Origin of the sequence: Proteus sp. G2669 (genome assembly GCF_009915245.1) — a bacterium.
Taxonomy (GTDB): Bacteria; Pseudomonadota; Gammaproteobacteria; order Enterobacterales; family Enterobacteriaceae; genus Proteus.
This window is the reverse complement of the sequence record NZ_JAABLX010000055.1, coordinates 517874-538649: the sequence shown is the minus strand read 5'-3', so window position 1 is coordinate 538649 and position 20776 is coordinate 517874. Positions and strand designations below refer to the sequence as shown.

At 33.5% G+C, this 20776-nt stretch carries 24 protein-coding genes and 4 pseudogenes; 22 read left to right on the top strand and 6 right to left on the bottom strand.

Features of this window, described 5'->3' with window-relative positions:
* The first annotated feature begins 274 nt into the window (after positions 1-274).
* The 6 genes from GWI68_RS20080 to GWI68_RS20055 all read left to right on the top strand — a co-directional run bounded on the left by GWI68_RS20080 (position 275) and on the right by GWI68_RS20055 (position 3912).
* On the top strand, positions 275-697 hold the full coding sequence (locus tag GWI68_RS20080) for a hypothetical protein (protein WP_166540045.1): 423 nt from the start codon (positions 275-277) through the stop codon (positions 695-697).
* A 64-nt stretch (positions 698-761) separates the two neighbouring features.
* Positions 762-1031: a phage protein gene (locus GWI68_RS20075; RefSeq protein ID WP_020946092.1), complete on the top strand. Its 270-nt coding sequence runs from the start codon at positions 762-764 to the stop codon at positions 1029-1031.
* Positions 1031-1501, top strand: coding sequence for a lysozyme (locus GWI68_RS20070; protein ID WP_166540044.1), 471 nt, complete (start codon positions 1031-1033; stop codon positions 1499-1501). Before GWI68_RS20075 ends, GWI68_RS20070 begins: the two co-directional genes overlap by 1 nt.
* A 142-nt stretch (positions 1502-1643) precedes the next feature.
* The gene (locus tag GWI68_RS20065) at positions 1644-2105 is read left to right on the top strand and encodes a lysis protein (RefSeq protein ID WP_166541427.1); all 462 of its coding nucleotides are present in this window, start codon (positions 1644-1646) and stop codon (positions 2103-2105) included.
* Between the two features lie 107 nt (positions 2106-2212).
* Positions 2213-3085 carry a hypothetical protein gene (locus tag GWI68_RS20060; protein ID WP_166541426.1) on the top strand — a complete coding sequence of 291 codons (873 nt, stop codon included), beginning with the start codon at positions 2213-2215 and terminating at the stop codon, positions 3083-3085.
* 287 nt (positions 3086-3372) lie between these two features.
* Complete coding sequence (locus GWI68_RS20055) at positions 3373-3912, top strand: BRO family protein (protein WP_243733470.1); 540 nt, start codon at positions 3373-3375, stop codon at positions 3910-3912.
* A gap of 337 nt (positions 3913-4249) precedes the next feature.
* On the opposite strand, the gene GWI68_RS20050 is transcribed toward GWI68_RS20055, so the two are convergent.
* Complete coding sequence (locus GWI68_RS20050) at positions 4250-4546, bottom strand: hypothetical protein (protein ID WP_166541425.1); 297 nt, start codon at positions 4544-4546, stop codon at positions 4250-4252.
* A 26-nt stretch (positions 4547-4572) separates the two neighbouring features.
* Between GWI68_RS20050 and GWI68_RS20045 the strand changes: the two genes are divergently transcribed.
* Positions 4573-5145 carry a terminase small subunit gene (locus tag GWI68_RS20045; RefSeq protein ID WP_166541424.1) on the top strand — a complete coding sequence of 191 codons (573 nt, stop codon included), beginning with the start codon at positions 4573-4575 and terminating at the stop codon, positions 5143-5145.
* Positions 5142-5663 (top strand): annotated as a pseudogene (locus GWI68_RS20040) (terminase); the annotation flags it as partial. The gene GWI68_RS20045 and the pseudogene GWI68_RS20040, both read left to right, overlap by 4 nt.
* Before the next feature lie 428 nt (positions 5664-6091).
* Here the strand turns inward: GWI68_RS20040 and GWI68_RS20560 are convergent.
* Positions 6092-7183: a PAAR domain-containing protein gene (locus GWI68_RS20560; protein ID WP_243733468.1), complete on the bottom strand. Its 1092-nt coding sequence runs from the start codon at positions 7181-7183 to the stop codon at positions 6092-6094.
* Between the two features lie 44 nt (positions 7184-7227).
* Positions 7228-7809: a hypothetical protein gene (locus tag GWI68_RS20030; RefSeq protein ID WP_166541423.1), complete on the bottom strand. Its 582-nt coding sequence runs from the start codon at positions 7807-7809 to the stop codon at positions 7228-7230.
* Between the two features lie 625 nt (positions 7810-8434).
* Here GWI68_RS20030 and GWI68_RS20025 point away from each other — a divergent pair.
* The 6 genes and pseudogenes from GWI68_RS20025 to GWI68_RS20005 form a co-directional block, all read left to right on the top strand.
* Positions 8435-8803, top strand: coding sequence for a hypothetical protein (locus tag GWI68_RS20025; RefSeq protein WP_166541443.1), 369 nt, complete (start codon positions 8435-8437; stop codon positions 8801-8803).
* A 180-nt stretch (positions 8804-8983) separates the two neighbouring features.
* Entirely contained in the window at positions 8984-9358 is a 375-nt protein-coding gene (locus GWI68_RS20700; RefSeq protein WP_347877542.1) for a DNA methyltransferase, read from the top strand.
* A 90-nt stretch (positions 9359-9448) separates the two neighbouring features.
* Positions 9449-9700, top strand: a complete 252-nt coding sequence (locus GWI68_RS20695; protein ID WP_347877541.1) for a hypothetical protein — start codon at positions 9449-9451, stop codon at positions 9698-9700.
* Complete coding sequence (locus GWI68_RS20015; RefSeq protein ID WP_166541422.1) at positions 9654-10325, top strand: DUF4225 domain-containing protein; 672 nt, start codon at positions 9654-9656, stop codon at positions 10323-10325. Before GWI68_RS20695 ends, GWI68_RS20015 begins: the two co-directional genes overlap by 47 nt.
* A gap of 510 nt (positions 10326-10835) precedes the next feature.
* Entirely contained in the window at positions 10836-11306 is a 471-nt protein-coding gene (locus tag GWI68_RS20010) for a lysozyme (RefSeq protein WP_166541421.1), read from the top strand.
* 367 nt (positions 11307-11673) lie between these two features.
* A pseudogene (locus GWI68_RS20005) lies at positions 11674-11841 on the top strand (NADP-dependent isocitrate dehydrogenase); the annotation flags it as partial.
* A 302-nt stretch (positions 11842-12143) separates the two neighbouring features.
* On the opposite strand, the pseudogene GWI68_RS20000 reads toward GWI68_RS20005, so the two are convergent.
* Positions 12144-12317 (bottom strand): annotated as a pseudogene (locus tag GWI68_RS20000) (integrase); the annotation flags it as partial.
* Here GWI68_RS20000 and GWI68_RS19995 point away from each other — a divergent pair.
* A complete protein-coding gene (locus GWI68_RS19995; protein ID WP_166541419.1) occupies positions 12282-12626 on the top strand; it encodes a lysis system i-spanin subunit Rz in 345 nt (114 codons plus the stop codon). The pseudogene GWI68_RS20000 and the gene GWI68_RS19995 overlap by 36 nt on opposite strands.
* Positions 12627-12849: 223 nt before the next feature.
* On the top strand, positions 12850-13677 hold the full coding sequence (locus tag GWI68_RS19990; RefSeq protein ID WP_166541418.1) for a hypothetical protein: 828 nt from the start codon (positions 12850-12852) through the stop codon (positions 13675-13677).
* Between the two features lie 427 nt (positions 13678-14104).
* On the opposite strand, the gene GWI68_RS19985 is transcribed toward GWI68_RS19990, so the two are convergent.
* A complete protein-coding gene (locus GWI68_RS19985; RefSeq protein WP_166541417.1) occupies positions 14105-14830 on the bottom strand; it encodes an agmatine deiminase family protein in 726 nt (241 codons plus the stop codon).
* Positions 14831-14958: 128 nt separating this feature from the next.
* Between GWI68_RS19985 and GWI68_RS19980 the strand changes: the two genes are divergently transcribed.
* The 6 genes and pseudogenes from GWI68_RS19980 (at position 14959) to GWI68_RS19960 (ending at position 18374) form a co-directional block, all read left to right on the top strand.
* Complete coding sequence (locus tag GWI68_RS19980; protein WP_166541416.1) at positions 14959-15828, top strand: LysR family transcriptional regulator; 870 nt, start codon at positions 14959-14961, stop codon at positions 15826-15828.
* A gap of 68 nt (positions 15829-15896) precedes the next feature.
* The gene (locus GWI68_RS19975; protein WP_166541415.1) at positions 15897-16400 is read left to right on the top strand and encodes a GNAT family protein; all 504 of its coding nucleotides are present in this window, start codon (positions 15897-15899) and stop codon (positions 16398-16400) included.
* A gap of 258 nt (positions 16401-16658) precedes the next feature.
* Positions 16659-16871: an RNA chaperone/antiterminator CspA gene (gene cspA, locus GWI68_RS19970; protein ID WP_166541414.1), complete on the top strand. Its 213-nt coding sequence runs from the start codon at positions 16659-16661 to the stop codon at positions 16869-16871.
* 7 nt (positions 16872-16878) lie between these two features.
* Positions 16879-17001: pseudogene (locus GWI68_RS20555) on the top strand (cold-shock protein); the annotation flags it as partial.
* Positions 17002-17295: 294 nt separating this feature from the next.
* Positions 17296-17760 carry a hypothetical protein gene (locus tag GWI68_RS19965; RefSeq protein WP_109408615.1) on the top strand — a complete coding sequence of 155 codons (465 nt, stop codon included), beginning with the start codon at positions 17296-17298 and terminating at the stop codon, positions 17758-17760.
* Between the two features lie 110 nt (positions 17761-17870).
* Complete coding sequence (locus tag GWI68_RS19960; protein WP_166541413.1) at positions 17871-18374, top strand: hypothetical protein; 504 nt, start codon at positions 17871-17873, stop codon at positions 18372-18374.
* 75 nt (positions 18375-18449) lie between these two features.
* Here the strand turns inward: GWI68_RS19960 and GWI68_RS19955 are convergent, their stop codons facing one another.
* Positions 18450-20615 (bottom strand): autotransporter outer membrane beta-barrel domain-containing protein, encoded by a 2166-nt coding sequence (locus tag GWI68_RS19955; protein ID WP_166541412.1) that lies wholly within the window; start codon positions 20613-20615, stop codon positions 18450-18452.
* Positions 20616-20776: the final 161 nt, after the last annotated feature.

Sequence of the window (20776 nt, the reverse complement as noted above, 5' to 3'; positions counted from 1 at the left end):
AAAATAAAAAAATGCCGATACGCTAGGAGTCATATCGGCATATAAAATAAACGCAAGAAGCAATGTAAGTCATGTCGTACTAATTCGTATCAAACCTGTCAATTTGATACGTATGTAATGATAATTATTCTCATTAATATATTCAACCCTAAATTAAATAAGGTTACTTTGTAGCCTTTTCATCTACGTCGACCACAGAATCAACACCCACTTATACCGTTCTCACAAGAGTTGTGAGTCGGCACCTTATTAACTAAATAAATCGGTAAATGTTATGTCAAAAGAGATAAGCGAATTACAGTTTAGTCTTCACTATGCCTCAGAAACAGACAGTGAAAAGAATACCTCCGTCATTTTAACGGCGAATATCCATACGGCTGATAGTGAAACTCAACAACTCACACAACTAATTTGCACGACATCTCCCACAGGTAAAAAGCAATATCGAATCGGCACACAAAAGATTAATGATGCAGGTGACCCATTGCTGGTGGCGATTGAATCTTATTGGCGCAAAAACACGCAAGAGAGTTGTGTTTATTTGTTAGAGAAAGCGAAGCAATTTATTCAGGGACACTTACAACAAACGAATACATGGATATCCATGTACGGCCTTGTGATTGTTTCTAATGCGTCACTTGAAGAGCAGTTGCCTGAAGGTTTATTAAAGGTACTTAAAGTATCAATACCCGCCTAATTTTTTATCGTTTCATTTTTAACTCTCACACTAATCATCAACGGACACTCCTCTGAGGGTGACTATGCGTATGGATAAATTAACCAATGTTACTTACGGAACCGCAGGCTTAACGGCATTTTTTGCCAGTCTTTCGTTATATGAATGGGGATTTGTTATCGGGATGGCGTTTAGCATGGTTTTAGGTTTAGCCACTTATTTTATGACTCGTCGAGAGCAACGAAAACGCACTCAATTATTTGAAGAGCTTGTTCGTCATGTTGACCCACAAAACCCAACTGAAACCCTAAAAAGGCTTGCTGAATTAATGGTGAAAGCGCCAAAGGATATTTAATGTCTCTCAAACAGAAAATAGCGGCGCTAACAACTGCGGGAGCCACAGCAATCGCGTTAGTAGTAATAGCCCATTTTGAAGGTGTGCGTTATGAACCTTATCGTGATGTGGCAGGTGTTTTGACGGTTTGTTATGGGCATACAGGCAAAGACATTATTCAAGGTAAGAGATACACACAACAAGAATGTGATGCATTATTACAAAACGATTTTATTAAGACACAACGGCAAGTCGATGTATTAATCAAAGTACCACTCGATGACCACACCAAAGCCGCTTTATATTCCTTTGCTTTTAATGTGGGTACAACCGCATTTGCTCGCTCAACATTACTTAAGAAACTAAATGCGGGTGATAGAGCGGGTGCCTGTGAAGAAATGAAACGTTGGGTATATGCAGGCGGAAAGGTTTGGCGAGGGCTTGTCAGTCGTCGAGAGGCGGAGTCAGCACTATGTCATGGAAACCTTTAATCATCATTATCAGCTTTATCCTCATATTATTCATCACTGTCGTTGGTGGTATTTATCTCTTGATTGATAACACATGTACTAAAGATCACGTTAGTTTAGAAAAACGCTGTCAGATTGCACTCTCATATCATCGGTACTAATCATGAAATATGGAAAACTCTATGCCGTCATTGCGATGGTGGGCATTATTGTGGGTAGCTATTGGGTGATTAATTGGCAAGCTAACAGAATTACCACACTGACAGATACCAACAAAAAACTAACTGTGGCTCTCGAAGAACAGAAGTCTATTAATACTGATTATCAAGCACGCATAATGCGATTAAACCAACTGGATATTCAATATACGCAGGAGTTAGCGAATGCTAAGAAAGAAATTAGTCGCTTGCGTGATATTAGTGAGCGTCATCCTGAGCGGGTGTACATCAAAGCAGAGTGTCCCAAAAGCACAACCACTTCCGCCACCAGCTTGGCTTATGCAACCACCGCCCGACCTACTGACACCGCTATCCGAAATTATTGGTTACTCAGAGAGCGAATTGCAGAGTCAGAGCAAGTGATTAAAGGGTTGCAGGATTATATTAGGCAGGAGTGTATCAACTAAAAATAACTCTCCCTATTGAGAGGATTCTTAGATTTATAAAGAATAATTACTGTATATTTATACAGTCAATTAAGACGGAACTTAATTATAAATCTAGGAGATATAATATGACTGATACACAAAATTCTTATAAAGATGAATACACTATTTTATCTGGCACTAATAAGGAAGCTGTATTTACAAAGAATAATCAAAAAATTTACTGTAAAGGCACACAGGCAACGATTATTAGCACAGGCAATGAAGTGGAGTTAGTTGATAATTACAGTGGTGATAACGGACATTTTAAAGAAGATCATGTTGGTGATTCAGATACCTTGCATGGAGATAATTCATTTTTTATTTCTACTGGTAATGATGTAAAAATTAGTGCTGGTAAGAACTCACATTCTTTTGCAACAGGTGATAGAAGTGATATTGATTATAATGAGTGCTCTATAAGTAATAGTGATAATTTATCCGCAAAATATAATTTTGGAAAAGTTTGTGCTGTTATTACTGGTAATGAATCACGGATTTCTTCGCCTGATCATTTAGAAAAAGCAATACTATTATCTACAGGTGATGATAATCAGATCGTTGGTTTTAAAGGAACTAATTCTATTTTAGCCGGTAATAGTAATATTTTTGAGACTGAGTCATTTTCTGATAAGTCGGTGATCAATTATGGGAAAGACTCAAAAATTATTGCTGATGGCGGAGTGTTTATTGATTTAGGTGAAAATACAAAGATCCATACAAGTGGTGAAGCGGTTATTTTTACTAAACCAGGTGCCGAAATAGAAGTGTTCTATCTTCAGGAAGAGGACAATAGCGTAATTATTACAGCATATTTTGACGAAAAAACTTGGTTATCTTCTGAAGATAATGAGGTGAGTCGTATTGTACAAATGTATCATTGTAATATTGATTTTTTTGCAGGAAAAACCTATAAAGTCGGTGAAAAAGGCGAATTAATCGATATCACTCCAACTAAGTAATAATCCAGTCTAAATACCATATAGCCTCGCAATAGCGAGGCTTTTTTATGGATGCAATTCCGCCAATAGGGGGTGATTCCATCTTGACTGCTAGGAACAGACTAGAAGTGGCTTAGCAGTGTATCGCTAAGCTGCGAACTCTACGCATTTCATCGCGCATTCACCGCGCAATAAAAACACTCACAGAACCTTACAGAAAGTCGAACCTGAGAAAAACCGTTAATGGTGTTTTCTGTGGGGCGGTTATTTCTGGTGAACCGGTTCGCTTTTCTATAAGGATTTACACCATGAGCAAATCATTAGTTTTCAAAGGTAACGAAATTACTCCATTTGATAATGGAGACGGGAGGATCTGGTTTAAGAGTAAACACATGGCAGAACTTTTGGAGTATGCCGATGAAAAATCAGTAAACAGGCTCTACAATCGAAATAAAGATGAGTTTAGTCAAGATATGACCCTAGTGGTCACCGTGACCTCTCGCAATAAAAACAATGTGATACAACATAATAGAACTCGTATTTTCTCATCAAGAGGTGCTCATTTGCTTGGTATGTTAGCTGATACCAAAATTGCGAAGGCATTACGAAAATGGTTATTAGATTTAGCAGACAAAGAATCCAAGATGCCTGTGATTGTTTCAGGGTACACGATCCGACAGCTTCAAGATATTATCTCTCAAGCAAGAAAGGTATCCGATGATGACTCATCAGATGCAGGATTTAGACTAAGAAAGCGTAGAGATGATCTTCCAATGATTGAAAAAGCTGAGGCATTTATAAAAGGACTTGGTCAAATTGGCTTTGAATTAGTCGGTGGTGGGAAGTGAGTAGGACATGAGAAGTAGTAAATATTACACTGTTCAAAACTGAGCCAACTGATTTAATTAACATTTAACGATGAATAGGCCCTAGTGGCCTTTTTTATTATATACTACTGAAATAATCAGGTGCGCGAGATGGCTGGAGGAAACTCCCGACGGGACAAAGCGTGACACGCCTATACTGAACAGTGGTGGCCGTGACCAATACTGCGTCGGACGAGGGTTCGAATCCCTCCCTGATTACCAACCACATGAAGAACACTATTACCTCGCCAAGCGAGGTTTTTTATTGGGTGGAATAAATCAATTGGAGGCACTGTGATTAGTATTAGTAAGTTGTATTTCAATATCCAAATTTTATTTTATGGTAAACAATGACAAGTCCCAGAATTGCGGGCATAACTTGCAATATAAATCTACATAGATAGTAATTAACTGTATCTCGCTCAAAGTTGGTGAGAGCGGCTTGAATAAAAATAAATGCTGAAATTCCATATGCTGCAGATAATTCAAAGCTATCATGATGAAATAAATATATGGAATATATAAGGGATATTAAATAACCAATACATCCAATAACAAATAATAATGATTTAACTTTCATTTGTTTGTTTGCAAACATCGGATCTTTATCTTTCATAATCAATAACTCCAAGAGAAAAATTAATGGCACTCACCGATAAACAAGAAATGTTTTGTCGCGAGTACCTCATCGATTTAAACGCTACACAAGCGGCTATTCGTGCGGGGTACAGCGAGAAAACTGCAAACCGCACTGCATCAGAAAACCTGTCAAAACCTGATATACAGTTAAGAACATCTGAACTATTGAAGAAAAGAGGTGATCGCCTTCAGATAGATGCTGATTATGTACTCAAGCGTTTAGTTGAAATTGACCAAATGGATGTATTGGACATTCTTCGGGATGACGGAAAGCTTAAGCCAGTTAGTGAATGGCCTAAAACATGGCGCAAAACATTATCTGGACTTGATATTTCCACGACAATTCGTGATTACGATGAAAGCATTGAAGAAACCATTCTCAAGAAAATCAAATGGCCTGACAAAGTGAAAAATCTTGAGTTACTAGGTAAACACGTCAAAGTTCAGGCGTTCAAAGAACAAATTGAGCAGAAGGTCGAAGCCACACACAACATTATGCCCGTTCCATCTTGTGACAATGTGGATGACTGGGAAAAGGCTGCACAACAGCAACAAGGTGAGGTACTAGGTGGATGAATTACAACGTAATCTGGAAGCCTTTACCCGGCTCTCAATCCTTATCACTAAGTTGCCCATGTAATGAAATTTTATATGAAGGAACACGAGGACCCGGTAAAACAGCTGCCCAATTAGCGAGATTTAGGCGCAATGTCGGCGTTGGTTATGGCTCATTCTGGCGAGGCGTTATATTTGATACGGAATACAAAAACCTTGCAGACATCATTACGCAATCCAAACGTATGTACCGGCTATTTAAAGATGGTGCTCGCTTTCTTGCTTCGGCATCTGAATTGCGTTGGGTGTGGCCGACAGGTGAGGAGTTATTATTCCGTTTTGGCAAAGAAGCGGATGATTATTGGGATTATCACGGACAGGAGTTTCCTTTTATTGGTTTTAACGAATTAACCAAGCAAAAATCAGCCGATTTTTATGAGGCAATGTTTTCTTGTAGACGTTCGTCTTTTAGGCCTGAAGATTATCCTCTTGAAAATGGCTTATTGTTAAAGCCCATTCCTTTAGAAACATTCAGTACTTGTACTTGGTTTTAACTCAGACGCAGGATGGGGCGGTGTTGATGGCGGTATTGAAATACCACTCGATGTCAATAAACAGCCACTGATATGGGTTAATTCTAAAATCAACAAAGACGGTTCTATTCTCGTTAAAACGTATCACCGTACTCACCCTAACGCACCTGAGTTCGCCCGTAATGATATTGACGGTTACAACGACGGCGACCCAATTGATATCCCTGATGGTCGTTTTATTTCCGTGCGTGTACAGATGCCAGCGCAATCAATCTATAACGTGAGAATGCGTGAAATGGAAGAAGCGCAGAAAGAGGAAGAGGAGCGCAGGCAAAAAGAAGAGGATTAATTGTGATGTTGTTAAAAGGACTGTACTGATTAACTATTTCACCCGTTTAGCATAGAGTGGTTTATCTACAGTAATATTTACTATACTACCTTTTCACGAGATCTATGTTTTTATCATCGTTTTCATCATTATTTTTAGATAGGAACCATTGCAAGAGAGCTCTTTCGGGTATCTTATTATATTTTTCAGTATTTAAATTACTATCAGGGAACGGTGACGTGATGGATTTTATATGAGGTATATTATCAATAACCTTCAAGTCACCATCATATTTACCCTGTTGTTTTTCAAGTATTTTTATATTTCCATTTATATTGCTTAATTGAGCACTATCATATAAATTTACGTTTGGTGTAATTCCGGCATGGCGTAATGCTTTCCATGTGAAATCGATACAGCTATTTGTTATACCGTTATAATATAAATTGAAGTAGGTTTCTGATTTATTAACTGCCATCTCACCAAATTCAAATATCTTATTATATTGTTGTTTTGTGACTTCAATTGTTCGATTGTAATATGGATTTTCATAATGAATGGTATCTGTTTTTGTTACTATGCCATCTCCTTTAATCCCTGTATTTATAGGTGCAAATCCATAAGAATGATCACCTATAATTTTATTATATTTATTATATTCTTTTATTTGTAACCACATATGACCTGCAGAGGATGTTTTTCTTATTGAGCCATTAAACCCCTCAAATCTAGGAGAGCCGTTATCGTCAGACATTGGTGTTCCAGGATAAGCAGTGTAAATAGTAACTGTATATTTATGCTCAGCGATATCTATAATTGGTGTGGCATATGATTGATTTCCTTGACTGATATTATTTTTGTAAGAAGATTCTTCAGGGGGTGTTGCATTTACAGCACTAGCACTAGTATGGTTGGTTGACGCAATAACAATATTTGAACCGAAAGGACATCCACATTGCACTATAGAACCTTCGACAGCCTGTACTTTTCCATGATTATTGATTCTATTTTCGCCTGTAATAATTTTTCCAGCTTGCCCACATTTAGGACAAATAGTGGTAGGATCTCCTACTCTAAGCGCCATTTTTTGATGACAACTTACATTTTGAATGGTAGCACTACAAGTAGCACCCGTTGTTGTTTTATCACCATTTATGGCCATAGCCTTACCAAAAATATTCGGTCTTAATTTAGACATAGAATTTTTTCTTATCCTTTAAATTATGTATCCTGGTAAAAAGGTTAGTTATTAACATAGGTTTTTATAGTAATAAAATAACTTAACCCATTTATTTCTAATTCAGGCCAATCACCCAGAACAGTGACTTCTAATCTATATTGACCATATTCAGATGGAACTGGAGTAATAGTAAATGCATCACTACTACGAACAATATTGTTTCTATGTATAGAGTCAGAAATTAAGTATTCAGACATATCACTATTTACTTTATATAATTTCACTCTGAATATTTCAGAATCTCCAATATTTTTTATTGGACCATTATGAGTGAATATCTCTGTTGGGTAGAAATTTAACTTGGTGTTTTTATCTTGTTCAACATTTAATATGATATGGGATGACGGAGGTGATACAGGGAATAAATATAATAACTTAGGTGAAGGAATTGGAGTTTTCCAAAAAACAAAGTTAATAGAGTCCCCTTTTTTATACAGTTTTATAGGTATATTAATAGGGTGCCCTTCGGCTATTTTAGGTGACAAGAAAAAATATGGATCATTATCTACTGGTTTAACCCATTGATATAAAAGAACTCCAAATCCACCAATCAATAATCCCAATATAAACAGAATCCTTTTCATATACATAAATCCTTAGATTAAAGAAGCTATATATAATATAGCTTATAGTTTTGGCTATGCTAGCGATATATAAACATTACTTTTTTTTTAATGATGATAGCTTCTCACACCATATATCAAGAGTTTCCCGTTTTTCTCTTAAATAATCATATCTGTCATAATGCTTTTGAGAAACGCCTGATCTTTTGTGGTTTTGTACCATATCCCTTAACTCAGAACTTATTTCCATTTCCACAGCTAATGTTTCGAATACTCACTAAATCATGTTTACAGTTCTAATATGTGGTTATCAAAACCAATAAAAGTATTATGTTAATCAACTAGTTATAAAAAGGCATATTCATGATCTTTTGAGTGTGAAAAGAGTAAATATAGCTTATTAAACAAATGGCTAAAAATAGTAGCGATATATAATGTTACGCCACATGGGCTGGACAGAAGCTGCTGACTTAATCATTAAAGATATCGGTTTACATTTTTCTTGCATAAAAGATGAATTTATATTTGATGAGCCGTAGATAAAGATAAGATTGAATAATTATTTTATAAATAAAAATTTAAGATAAAGTCTTTCGATTAATTGACGATATACATAATTACTTATCTTAAGTTAGAGATTGGGCTTGTGAAAAAAATATTATTATTATCACTACTGTTTAGTTCTTCTGTGTTTGCACAAAATGTCGATGTAGGGCAAGTCTGTAAAGCGTCTGCGGCAACTATGTTTGGTCGAGATCATAAGATTATACAATTAGACGCTATTGAAAACGGTATTGCTTATGTTCATTACATTCGTTCAGTTGATAACAGTCGCTGGGCTATTAAATGTAAACTAAATGGCAAAAAGGTCATTTGGGCATCAAACAATGCAGATAGCACGGGTCGATGGAGAGACGATCCTTTAGATAGTATTGTGAAATATTCTGTAAATGGCGGGGATATCATGATTTCTGAAATATATAGTGATGGTTCTAAAACGGAAAAACATATCTAATAAAAGAGTTATAAATTATCACCTGTTTTTGCACTCTTTTATGTTAAATATAAATACAAGTCAGAAGTTTGATAACTTCTGGCTTTTTTGTTACCTAAATAAAGGATATAGATACAGTTATATAATAATGATGCATTAGTTGTACTGAAGCATTACCAGAGAATTGGTATTGATTTGATAGTGACTGGTCCCCCTTATTTTCGGATTAAATCTTGTGCATGGGATAATCAGTGGGTAAATGAAGCAGAATACTTAGCATGGCTAGATGACGTATTAACTGAGTTTTGGCGAGTATTGAAATCGAATAGTAGCTTGTATTTATTTTGTGGCTCTAAGCTTGCCTCTGATACTGAATTATTAGTAAAAGGGCGGTTTAATATGCTAAGCCATATTATTTGGGCTAAACCTTCAGGCCCTTGGCGGCGCCAGAATAAAGAAAGCCAGCGTACGTTTTTCCCCTTAACAGAACGCATATTGTTTGCGGAACATAATCAAAGGCCAGTACAAGCAAAAGGGGCTGAGTTTGTTATAAAGTGTCATGAACTCAAGCAATAAGTATTTAAACTACTAATGGATTATTTTATCGATACACGATCAGCATTACAGGTTAGCGTTAAAAAAATAAATAAAGTAATAGGAAAGAAAATGGCAAATCACTGGTTGGGGCGCAGTCAGTGGCAATTACCATTAAGGGATGACTATCAAAAGTTACAAATATTATTTTCACAACGAGCTACGCATATTGATCAGTTATCACCGTTATCACGCACCTATGATGATTTGTTGTCAGAACATAAAGTTTCTCAGATACGTTATCAAGCATTGGTTGAAGAATACGGATTATTGAAACATGTCTGCTTATTCTCAATTAAGAAAACGGAGCAAAGAGGTTTATGAACTAACTAAAACTTTTTCTGGAACGGGATATTATTTTTATCTTAAAAGCAGTCAAACTATTATAGGAGGAGGAATACAAAGTGCTTTTGGATATTTAACATTTAAGATTGGTCGTAAAATTAGAAATAATGAAATGAAAGGTGCTGGAATTATTGGTTTATCTCTCGGTGGAGGTAAGTTTTTTGACGGTGTATCAGATATAGTGTATGAATTTACTGATGGCGATATTAATTTTGGTGGAGATCCCGTTAAAGAGAGAATTCAGAAAGGATTTGAATTTTTAGGTTTGAATGAGAGTCATGGTGAGATAGGTTATGATGTTATTGATATGACTGTTAGCGTATATAATGGATTCGCTACTTTTGCTAAATATGATTCACCTAATCGTATTATTCATTTACCTGTCACGATGGGCGGGAGAACTTATAGAGCAACACATTTTGATCGGTTGTTTATCAGTAAAGGTACTCGCTTATTTCGTTGGAGTTCATTAGATTTTAAGCGAAAATTTAGTGTTCATAGCAATCCTATATTACTCACTACTTTAGGCTATAATATGGGGAAACTTATCTTAATATTGAAAAAGTATAACAACGAAGAATTAGCTATTGAAAATATTAAATAAATTAGATTAATACTCTAATTAAAAACAGATCATTTTTTCATTATATAGGTCATTACTGCAATTTTCTTTACTCTAAAGAATAAAATTAGTGATATTTTATTCTTTATACAATCATAGATAGTAATTACTAAACTCATGGTGAAGTAAATAAAAACTAAAACTAAGAATGAATAGAATAGATGAGGTGTAGATTCTGATGTAATTATGCAAATAAAAACTATAGTAAGTGAAATAAATAATCCTTCAAATAAGATACGATCAAAGATAAATGTGTCAAAAAACCATTTTTTAAAATTTTCTTCTTTATTGGTTTTGTTGTTATAAGTTTGATTTATTTTTTTTACATCCTTGTCCGATAAGTTTTTAATTATTTTATCTATATCGAATCTTTTCATTATATATTATCTCTAAGTTTTATTTTTCTAATGATAACATAATTAAATATTAAATTGAATTCTAGGGTTTAATTATATTAATGAAATGATACCTTTTAATAAAAAAGGATATTAAGTGCAATTAAAACGGAAAGCAATTGTATTAAGTTGCACCAGTACCATTACTATAGCCTTAACCCTTATTAGTTATTTGGAAGGAATAAAATACAAATCCTATTATGATGTCACAGGTGTTTTGACAGTTTGCTATGACCATACTGGCAATGACATTATTCAGAATAAAATATACACAAAGCAAGAATGTGATGCTTTATTACAAAAAGATTTTATTAAAATACAACGACAGGTCGATGCTTTAGTCAAAGTATCCCTCGATAATCACACTAAAGCCTCTTTATATTCTTTTGCTTATAATGTTGGAATACTAGCATTTTCACATTCTACTTTACTCAAGAAATTAAATGCGGGTGATCAACATGGCGCTTGTGAAGAAATGAAACGTCGGATTTATGCTGGTGGAAAAGTATGGAAGGGTTTAATTAATCGCCGTGAAATGGAATCTGCTTTATGTCATGGAAATCTTTAATTATTGTCTTGTGCTTTATTATTACTCTTTTTCTTATTGTTATCTTCAGCTTTTATCTTTCCATTGATCCTTCTTGTTCTAATGATAAAGCGAGTTTAGCTAAACGCTGTCAACGCGCTATTTCTCATCATAGGTATTAATCAATAATGAATTGAAAAGTTTATATCGCGATTATGGCGATAGTTATTATTGCTGATGGTTATATGGTGGTAAATGAGCAATCAAAAAAAACTCAAATCCTAAGCGAGTGAATATCAGAGCAGCATGTTCCTCCCATATCATCACAAATAGGCATAACCATCGTCTTTTGGGTTTATTAAAAGCAAATATACCTTAATAAATAAGTGGTTAATCATAGTGAGAATACATAATGTTACGCCACATGGATTGGACAAAAGGCGCTGACTTAATCATTAAAGGTATGGAAGGCGCAATTGCCGCCAAGACTGTAACTTATGATTTCGAACGTCAGTTGGAAGGCGCTAACTTGCTGAAATGTAGCGAGTTTGGTGACACGATCATCAAACATATGTAATATAATTAGCGTTGCGAATTGATTATGAGAACTTAAGGGTTCCCTTTTTTGTTATAGGCTTTCTTATGATTTTGTGTAACGTGCTGATGCGTATTTTTGTATTAAAAGTAACCAGATATAGCAAAAGCAAACAAACAATAAATAAAACGTCAGCGTTAAAATCAAGCAATAGAAATAGGCGATAAAGTTTTATTTACGGGATATGAAAAAGAAGAAAAATAATCTGCAAACCGCATGATAAAAGTGGCGGAAATTATCATTTGCAGATTATCTAATGGATTAAAATAAGGTCAGAAATAAGGTTAACACGCGATGATTATCCATTCTTTTCCTCGAATATTGTTATAACGATCGGTTTGTGCACGAGTCGCACGCCCTAATAAAGCTTGTGTATCAATACCCTGCTTTCGATACAAACGTTCTGATAATGAACGTTGTTCATGAAAGGAGGCTGGCATTCCTTCACTCCAATCAATATTGACTACCAAGCACACATTACTCGGTTAAATCAACTCGACATTAAATACACTCAGGATCTAGCTAGTGCAAAGAATAAAGTTAGCCGTTTGCTTGATATCAGCGAGCGTCATCTTGAGCTGGTATACATTAAAGCCAACTATCCAAAGAGTACCGATAGTCTCGCCCCCAGCTTGGCTAATGAAACCACCGCCCGACCTACTGACACCGCTATTAGAAATTATTGGTTGCTCAGAGAGCTAATTGTAAAGTCAGTGCAAATCATTTTAGGGCTACAAGATTTCATTAGAGCTGAGTGTATTGATTAGAGCTTATATTGGTTATTGGTCATTTTATGTGGTTATTTTTTTATATTTCCTTTGAATTTTATAAACATCAAGCATGTAATGCTAATTTTGTGAAAAATACAATTAAATCATATTGTTGAATGGATTATGTTTTTAAAAATCAATCTATACTTAACAGTAAGATCACTGTATATTTATACAGTAAGTTGGGACGGAACTTAATTATAAATCTAGGAGATATGATATGACGGATACACAAAATTCTTATAAAGATGAATACACTATTTTATCTGGTACTAATAAGGAAGCTGTATTTATCAAAGATAACCAACAAATTTCTTGTGAAGGAAAAAATGCACTAATTGTTAGTTTAGGTAATAATGTATCGATTGATGATAATGAGTTTAGCGGTACGGAAAATAGTGAAAATTCTTTATTTGTTTCAACGGGGAAGAATGCATTAATTAATGGTGGCATAAATACTTGTATTTTCTCTTCTGGTGATGAGTCATCAATTGATTTTACTTTTCATAAAATGAAAAATGATGGTTCAGGTTTGACCAATGATAGTGATTCATCGATGGGAAAAACGGTGGCGATAGCTACGGGTAATAATGTGGAAATTACCGCTCCAGAAGTTGCAGATTTATCAATAACACTAGCAACTGGTAATGAAAATAATTTAATTACGGGTAAGAATAATGCCTGTATTATTGCGGGAGATAATAATATTTTTCGTAGTGAGCTGATAGATAATAAAATGCTCTTTAATTTAGGTAACAATTCCGATATTACAGCAGAATACGGTACTTTCGTTAACTTTGGTGATAATGCGAAGTTTATGGCATTGGAAGAGTCAATTATTTTGACAAAATTTGATGCTGTTATTGAAGTTAATATTCACCAAGAAGACGCTGAATCTGTAATTATCACAACGTGGTTTGAAGGTGATGATGAGTACGCACACCGAAGAGTATCGACATATCACTATGGAATTGATTTTTTTAATAACAAAACCTATAAAGTCGGTAAAAAAGGTGAATTAATCGACATTACACTATCCAATCAATAACCCCACGTAAACACTACATTGCGAGGAGTTAATAAATAATATTGAATCCTCTTTACCTTCTGAGGTTCGGATAACATTTATGCGACGCATAAAGTATTGGTTAAAAAATTAAAGGTAGTATTGTGATACTGACCCGCTTCGGCGGGTTTTTTATTGGAGCTAATATGCAATATATTCCCCCTGAAATGCGAATCAGTGTTACCTAATTCTCTTCCACTGACGTTTTGCTTGAACTTTACGAATTTTATTTAACTAAAATAGGCGGTATTTTTGGTACCGCTTTTTTGATGGACTTAATCAGTGTAAAGAACCATTAATCTAGCAAAGAAATATCTATGAGCCTTACCCTGTAAAAGGTGACGTATTTTCATCATCTTGCTGAAGCAAGTAACATTATTTTACTGCCTTTATTATTAAAGTGTAATGCTTATATAGACTTAAAAGAAGGTAACTGATGTGTAACACAATGGTTTCCTCCACCTCCAGCTGCGATAGCATCGATATTTAACATGACAATATCACGGGTTGGATATAATTCAGTTAACATTTTTTGGGCTTTATTATCTGCTTCCTCATCACCAAATTCAGGAGCAATGACAGCATCATTAATGACGAAATAATTTATGTACCCAGCTGCAAAATCAGGATTGTTTTTACTGAAAATACTCTCTCTAGGATATAAAGGTGGTTCCATTGTATGGATTTGTAGTTTTCTTCCATTTGCATCAGTAGAATTCTGTAATATTTCTATATTGTTTCTTGTTACATCATAATCGTACGAATCTGGATCATTATCTAAATTTGCGACCACAATACCCGGCCTCACAAAGCGAGCATAAAAATCTACATGTGCATCAGCAATATCTAGCTCACTTTCACGGCAGAAAATAACTACAGGTTGATATTTTGCAATAGCTTGGGCAATGTTTCCCAATGCAATTTGTACATCTTCAGTCATTTTTCCCCATATAGTCCGTTGTGCTCCAAAGGCTATAAAGGCCAATTGTTGTAATTCACCTTCATCAGGCATTACTCCTAGTTTATCAACCATACTTTCTCCTTTTGCTGAGAGTGAAATACCAAAAGATGTAGCTAAACTGAGCGCACTAATCACCGTAACTTGATGAATAAATTGGCGACGAGTTGAATTCATTAATACCTTCCTTTTTTCTTAATTTAACTACACTAACAACTTAGTAGAGTGCTTCATTTTATTGGTATTGATACTCTAAGAACTAACGATATAATTAGCGTACAATTGATTAGATAGACTTATCAGCGATGTTAAAATATTGGCCACCACTAAATGCATTACGAGGGTTTGAATCTGCGGCTCGACTTGGTAGCTTTCATAAAGCCGCAATAGAATTGAATATCACTCAATCAGCTGTTAGCCAGCAAATAAGAAGCTTGGAAAGTTATCTTGAACAACCATTATTCTTTCGAGAAGGTAGAAGCGTCACATTAACTGATGCTGGAGTGGACTTTTACAATAGTACCCAAGATGTCTTACAGCAATTAGCTGTTGGTGTACGTCGTTTAGATCAATATAAAAAATCAAATCAATTGATTGTTAACACTACACCCGCATTTGCTCGTTATTGGTTATTACCGCGTCTTGATTTATTTCATCAAAAATACCCTGAAATAGATATTTGGCTTTTTACTACTTATACAGTGCCAGATATGGCAATAGAGACAATTGATATTGCTATACGTGATGATATATCGGCACAAAAGGAATGTATTTATAAAGAACTTTATTACGATAAGCTTTATCCTGCATGTAATCCAATTCTACTCAATACTCAGAAAAGGTTAACCTTACATGGAGAAGGAATTATGGATTGGAGTAACTGGACATTGCAGGGGGGCGAATCGGTAGGGCAACAACTAAATGGAATTAATTTTTCAGACCCAAGCCTATTATTAGATGCTATTTGCCAAGGATTAGGGATCGGTTTGGTAAGTCAACTACTTACACTTCAAGTTAAAAAAGATAAAAAAATCAGTTCACTTTCAAAACATTCTATTAAAGGAAATGTTTGGTCATGTCTTATTCATCATGAAAGTGAACTAGGTTTGATGACACAATATTTTTTACAATGGCTAGAGAATGAATTATCAAAATGTACTGCTGAATTTATTTAGTATTTATTGAAGATTTAGCATGTGGAAGTTTATAATAATATAAAATATTTTATTTATTAAGGATATTTATGGAGTTTATATTTAAGAAAATAACTGAAGATGATTGGCCTTTTTTTAAAGAATTATATGATTCAGAAAAGGCTATGCAGTTTATCTCAAATACAATGACTGAGGAGCAGATCAAAGAAGCATTTAATAGTCGTTTACCTGAATGGAACTTGTCATCTTTGCATTGGTTATGTTTTGTTATCTATGATAAAACAAACACCACTCCTTTGGGTTTAACAGGATTAAGACTTATTCATCAAGATGGAGAGTTAATTGGAGAGATTGGTTATATACTATCTCCAGAACAAACAGGAAAGTCGATAGGGACAAAATCTTTAGCTCAATTATTAAATTTACCTGAATTAGCTAGTTTGAAAAAATTCCAAGCAATTGTTACTGCAGGAAATATAGCATCTGAACGAGTTTTAGAAAAAAATGGTTTTGTTCTTACTCAAGTTCTCAAAGATAATTATGTTATAGGTGATGTTACTTTTGATGACCATGTTTATACATTGATTAAATAAAAAATTATAAGAGGATATTCAATATAAAAAATATTGTTCTCAAAATAAAGTTTGCTATCTGATTTTTTCTATGGCTTAATAGCGTCACTGGTTTGGAAGTACAGGCCTATTTATGTTAGTAAGTTTAAAGTTGTTCCCATTTAGCGTTATCCTTGATACCACTTCACTGCGAATTCCTTCTAATTGATACCCATAAGTAAAAATACAAAACAAACCGTATATGCCTTATGGCAAATTAAATAAATTAAAGGAAATTCTATGTCTAATACAATGACTGGTACAGTAAAATGGTTCGATGAAGGTAAAGGTTTTGGTTTTATTACTCCAGCTGATGGCAGCAAAGATGTATTCGTACATTTCTCTGCAATCCAAAGTGATAACTTCAAAACATTAGCTGAAGGCCAACAAGTTTCATTCACCATGGAAAATGGTATGAAAGGCCCAGCAGCAGGCAACGTGGTGGGTCTCTAAAGGCGCTATTACTATTCGCCTCTATTTTAAATGCCCTTGTTGTAGCAGTTCACAATATAGAACATCACAATTTGATGTCACAGTGAATAATCCACACGGCGCAAAATGTATCTTTTGCAAAAGTGTGATGACAGCACAAATGAGTTAAGCATTAAATAGTTGAATATACAAAACCTCGCTTCGGCGGGGTTTTTTGTTTTATGGCATTTCCCATTAAAGTTGTATTAGTATTTTATATTTATAAATGAGCCAATAAAAAATTTAACTATAAAAAATTAACTTATGGTAGTGTTAAGTAAATTTTAATTAATGGTATTAAAATATAATAAAAAAATTACTTTTTAAGTCAGCGAAAGAAAATTAGTATAGAACATAAATTACTTAAAAACATTTGACGAATAAGAAAGATTTATATAGGTGATTTATGAAATATGGTAAAAAACCATTATACAGAAAACAAAATACAACAACACGAATTCACCCTTGTGAACATCATGCTGGTGGAAAGTATAAATGGGAAAGAACAAAATATAATAAAATCAATGAGCTTTCCATCGCTCGTTTATCAATGAAAGGAAAGGTAAATAGAGGTTATGACTATACACCATTATTCCAATTTTTATTAAGTAAAGTAGGTCGTTTATGGAATGATATTTTTAGTGAAGTGGTTAATCGTTTAGATAAAACAGAACCAATATATTGGATGGTTTCCTTAGATAATACTGAAAAACGTGAATATGTTCGGATCGGTGATAGTTCATATTATTCACAACTATATATTGATAATAAAGGATATTTACAAAAAGTAAATCCATTATTTGATAAAGGAAGTATTCCTATCTATTGTTCTTGTTGTACGTATACATTTAATGGTGAGTTAATCATATAATGTGGTGTTAACTTTGCTTAGATTATAAATCTAATGCTTTTAGATTGATATAGAATGTTTCGCTATATAAAAACTAGTATTGTATTTATAATAAATAGATTAGGATTGATATGAAAAAATATTCATATACTCAGCTATTCAGTTACACATTTTTAATTTTATTTATCATAGCTGTGTTTTTCTATTGGAAGTTTGAAATTAAAGAGTACGTTATAGTTTCAATAGTATCAATTAAAATGGCATTAGTATTTTCTGTTATTATTTCTATAGTATGCTTTTTTTTCATATATAAAAAACAAACTTTTAATAAGACAGCAAAAAAAATATTATTTTATCCTTTAGCACTAATTATGATTATATTTTTTATTCAATATTTTATACTTTCTAATATCGTTTATTTTACTGGTGGAGAAGTAAGTAGTTATAAATCTAATTATTCATATGTTGAAGGAAGAAGGTCATGCTCAGGTATAAAAGTAAATGATGAGAATGAAGGTGAAATAAAGGTTTGTAATAAAATTATTCATGGCAATATTTATGAAACTGGGAATGCAGTAATTTTTAAGAAAACGAATACTTTTGGTTTTGAGTTAATATCTGCCAAAACATACTAATAATAAGCTAAAATATAAACCTCATATTAAAATTTATGAGGTTTTTTTATGTATTGGGTTTATAAAATAAAATTGTTAAAAATTCATTCTAAATCCTGCTGTTATATATATTGGAGTTTCTATTTTATTTCCATTTTGATAGTTTATTTCTGTATAGAAAAGAGCATCATTACCTATGCTAGTTGTTAAGCCAGCACCATATTTACCAACATTTCCAGAATAATGACTATCAAATGATATATTATTAATTTCTATTTCATTATTTTTTATGAATTCACGAGATATAGCTGCTTTTATATAAGGCTTAACACTATGGTTTGCAATAAGTAAATTACTTTCTAATATAGTTCCTAATTCATTCTTTAAGCTATCAGCATTGTGGATGTTTGCTTTCATTCCATTATCTAATAAATAATGTGATTTACTAACATGAGAATAAATGACCTGACTGTATGGTGTGAAAGTTAATTTATTGGAAAAATCAATAGGATAACCTATTTCTGTTGATGCTGTAACTGCATGTTGATTGTAATTCCCTTTAACTCTTCTTCCTTCATTCATATTAGTATTGATTTCACTATGAAGATGATTAATTTTAAATAAAGAGTCTACATAAAAGCCAGAATGATCAAGCCAAGTTAAATAAATACCACCACCATAGCTGTTAATATCACCATTATTAATATTATCAAATTTGATTTTACTCTTAGTATAAGAAGTCATTAAACCAAATAACAATTGATTATTATTTATAGCTATTTTCTTATCTATACCAATTTGCATTCCATTTAAATTTGAATGAAATTGACTATAACCTTTATCGTTCAAATGAGAATTATCATTTAAATAGCGAACCCACACACCGAGATCATTGTTATTCTCATGTAAGAAACCCATTCTTTGGCGTAAATTGCTCGTCTCAACACTTAATATATGCTGCGGTGCTGAGGCCATGTTAATAACGGCTTGAGCACTATTACTTAATACAGGCTGACTAATACTAGGCTGTTTAGAGGTGTCAGGCTGTTTAGAGGTGTCAGGCTGTTTGGAGGTATCAGGCTGTTTAGAGGTATCAGGTTGTTTAGAGGTATCAGGTTGTTTAGAGGTGTCAGGCTGTTTAGATGTGTCAGGTTGTTTAGAGGTATCAGGTTGTTTAGAGGTGTCTGGCTGTTTAGAGGTGTCAGGCTGTTTAGAGGTGTCAGGCTGTTTAGAGGTGTCAGGCTGTTTGGAGGTATCAGGCTGTTTAGAAATATCCGGTTCACCAGTTTTTCCACCTACAAGATACCATTCTGTATGACCATCATTAGTCTTGCTATTTAATTTATATTTCCAAACACCAATTTCAACATTACCACCTTTATTTAATAAATTAAAATTAGCATCACCACTATTCACATAAACTAATTGAACATTTTTAGGGTCATATATTTCTTCTCCGATATCATTTATTTTTAAACCAAAATATCCAGTTGCATGATCTGAAATATAAATATTATCGCTTAAACCATCAGCTAAGCTACTACTTAAAATAAAAGTACCTTCACCAGCGAGTGTTTTTAATTCAAGTCGATTAAATTGCATGCCAGAAGCATAATGACCCATTTCTAATTGGCTACTAGCTTGCATCTCTAAATTGTTAATATGAGTAATTAATTCTGGGCCTGATTTTTCTGGTCTCGGGGCATCACCATCATCACCATAAATTTCGTTCCATGTAGGTGCAATATATGTTTTACCTGCTAGTGTTAAATTTTCTATAAAGATGTTAGCTGAAGGAACAGGATCATTTTTGGATACATCAGTAGTTTCAGAATCAATGTTATCAATATATAATTTGGCATTTTTATCTATAAATAATTTGCCTATAGATGATGAATTTGCGTTCATATCAATATTACTTGTACCTGTTATTATAGTATCTTTAATCGTGGGAATACCCACATCTTTTATACCATGAGCATACATACTAATATTGGCATCATCTTTAATAATTGTACCTATTGCTAGACTGTCGCCGTTCATTCGTAATACTGCCTCATCTTCAAGAGTAATATTTTGAATTTTGTGGTTTGTATCTATATAAAGATTTGTTTTATTGCTATAAGTCGAATTAGATGTAATTTCATTATTAGAGAGATGACCGTCCGTTGTACTATTTTCTTTGGCATAAACCGAATTAGCGAAGAAAGATAAAAGACTAATAGTAATAATATTTTTACTAAAATGTTTATTCAGTAGCATGAAAAATAACCTTTTTATTTTTTATTGTGTAATAACTATTAAATTATTCTTAATGATCATATTGTTTGCTTTATTTATCAATTTAAATAACCTTAAAAAAATATATTTAGAATATAATCTTTCTTAAGGTGAACTCTATTAAAGAAAAATATAATTATTTA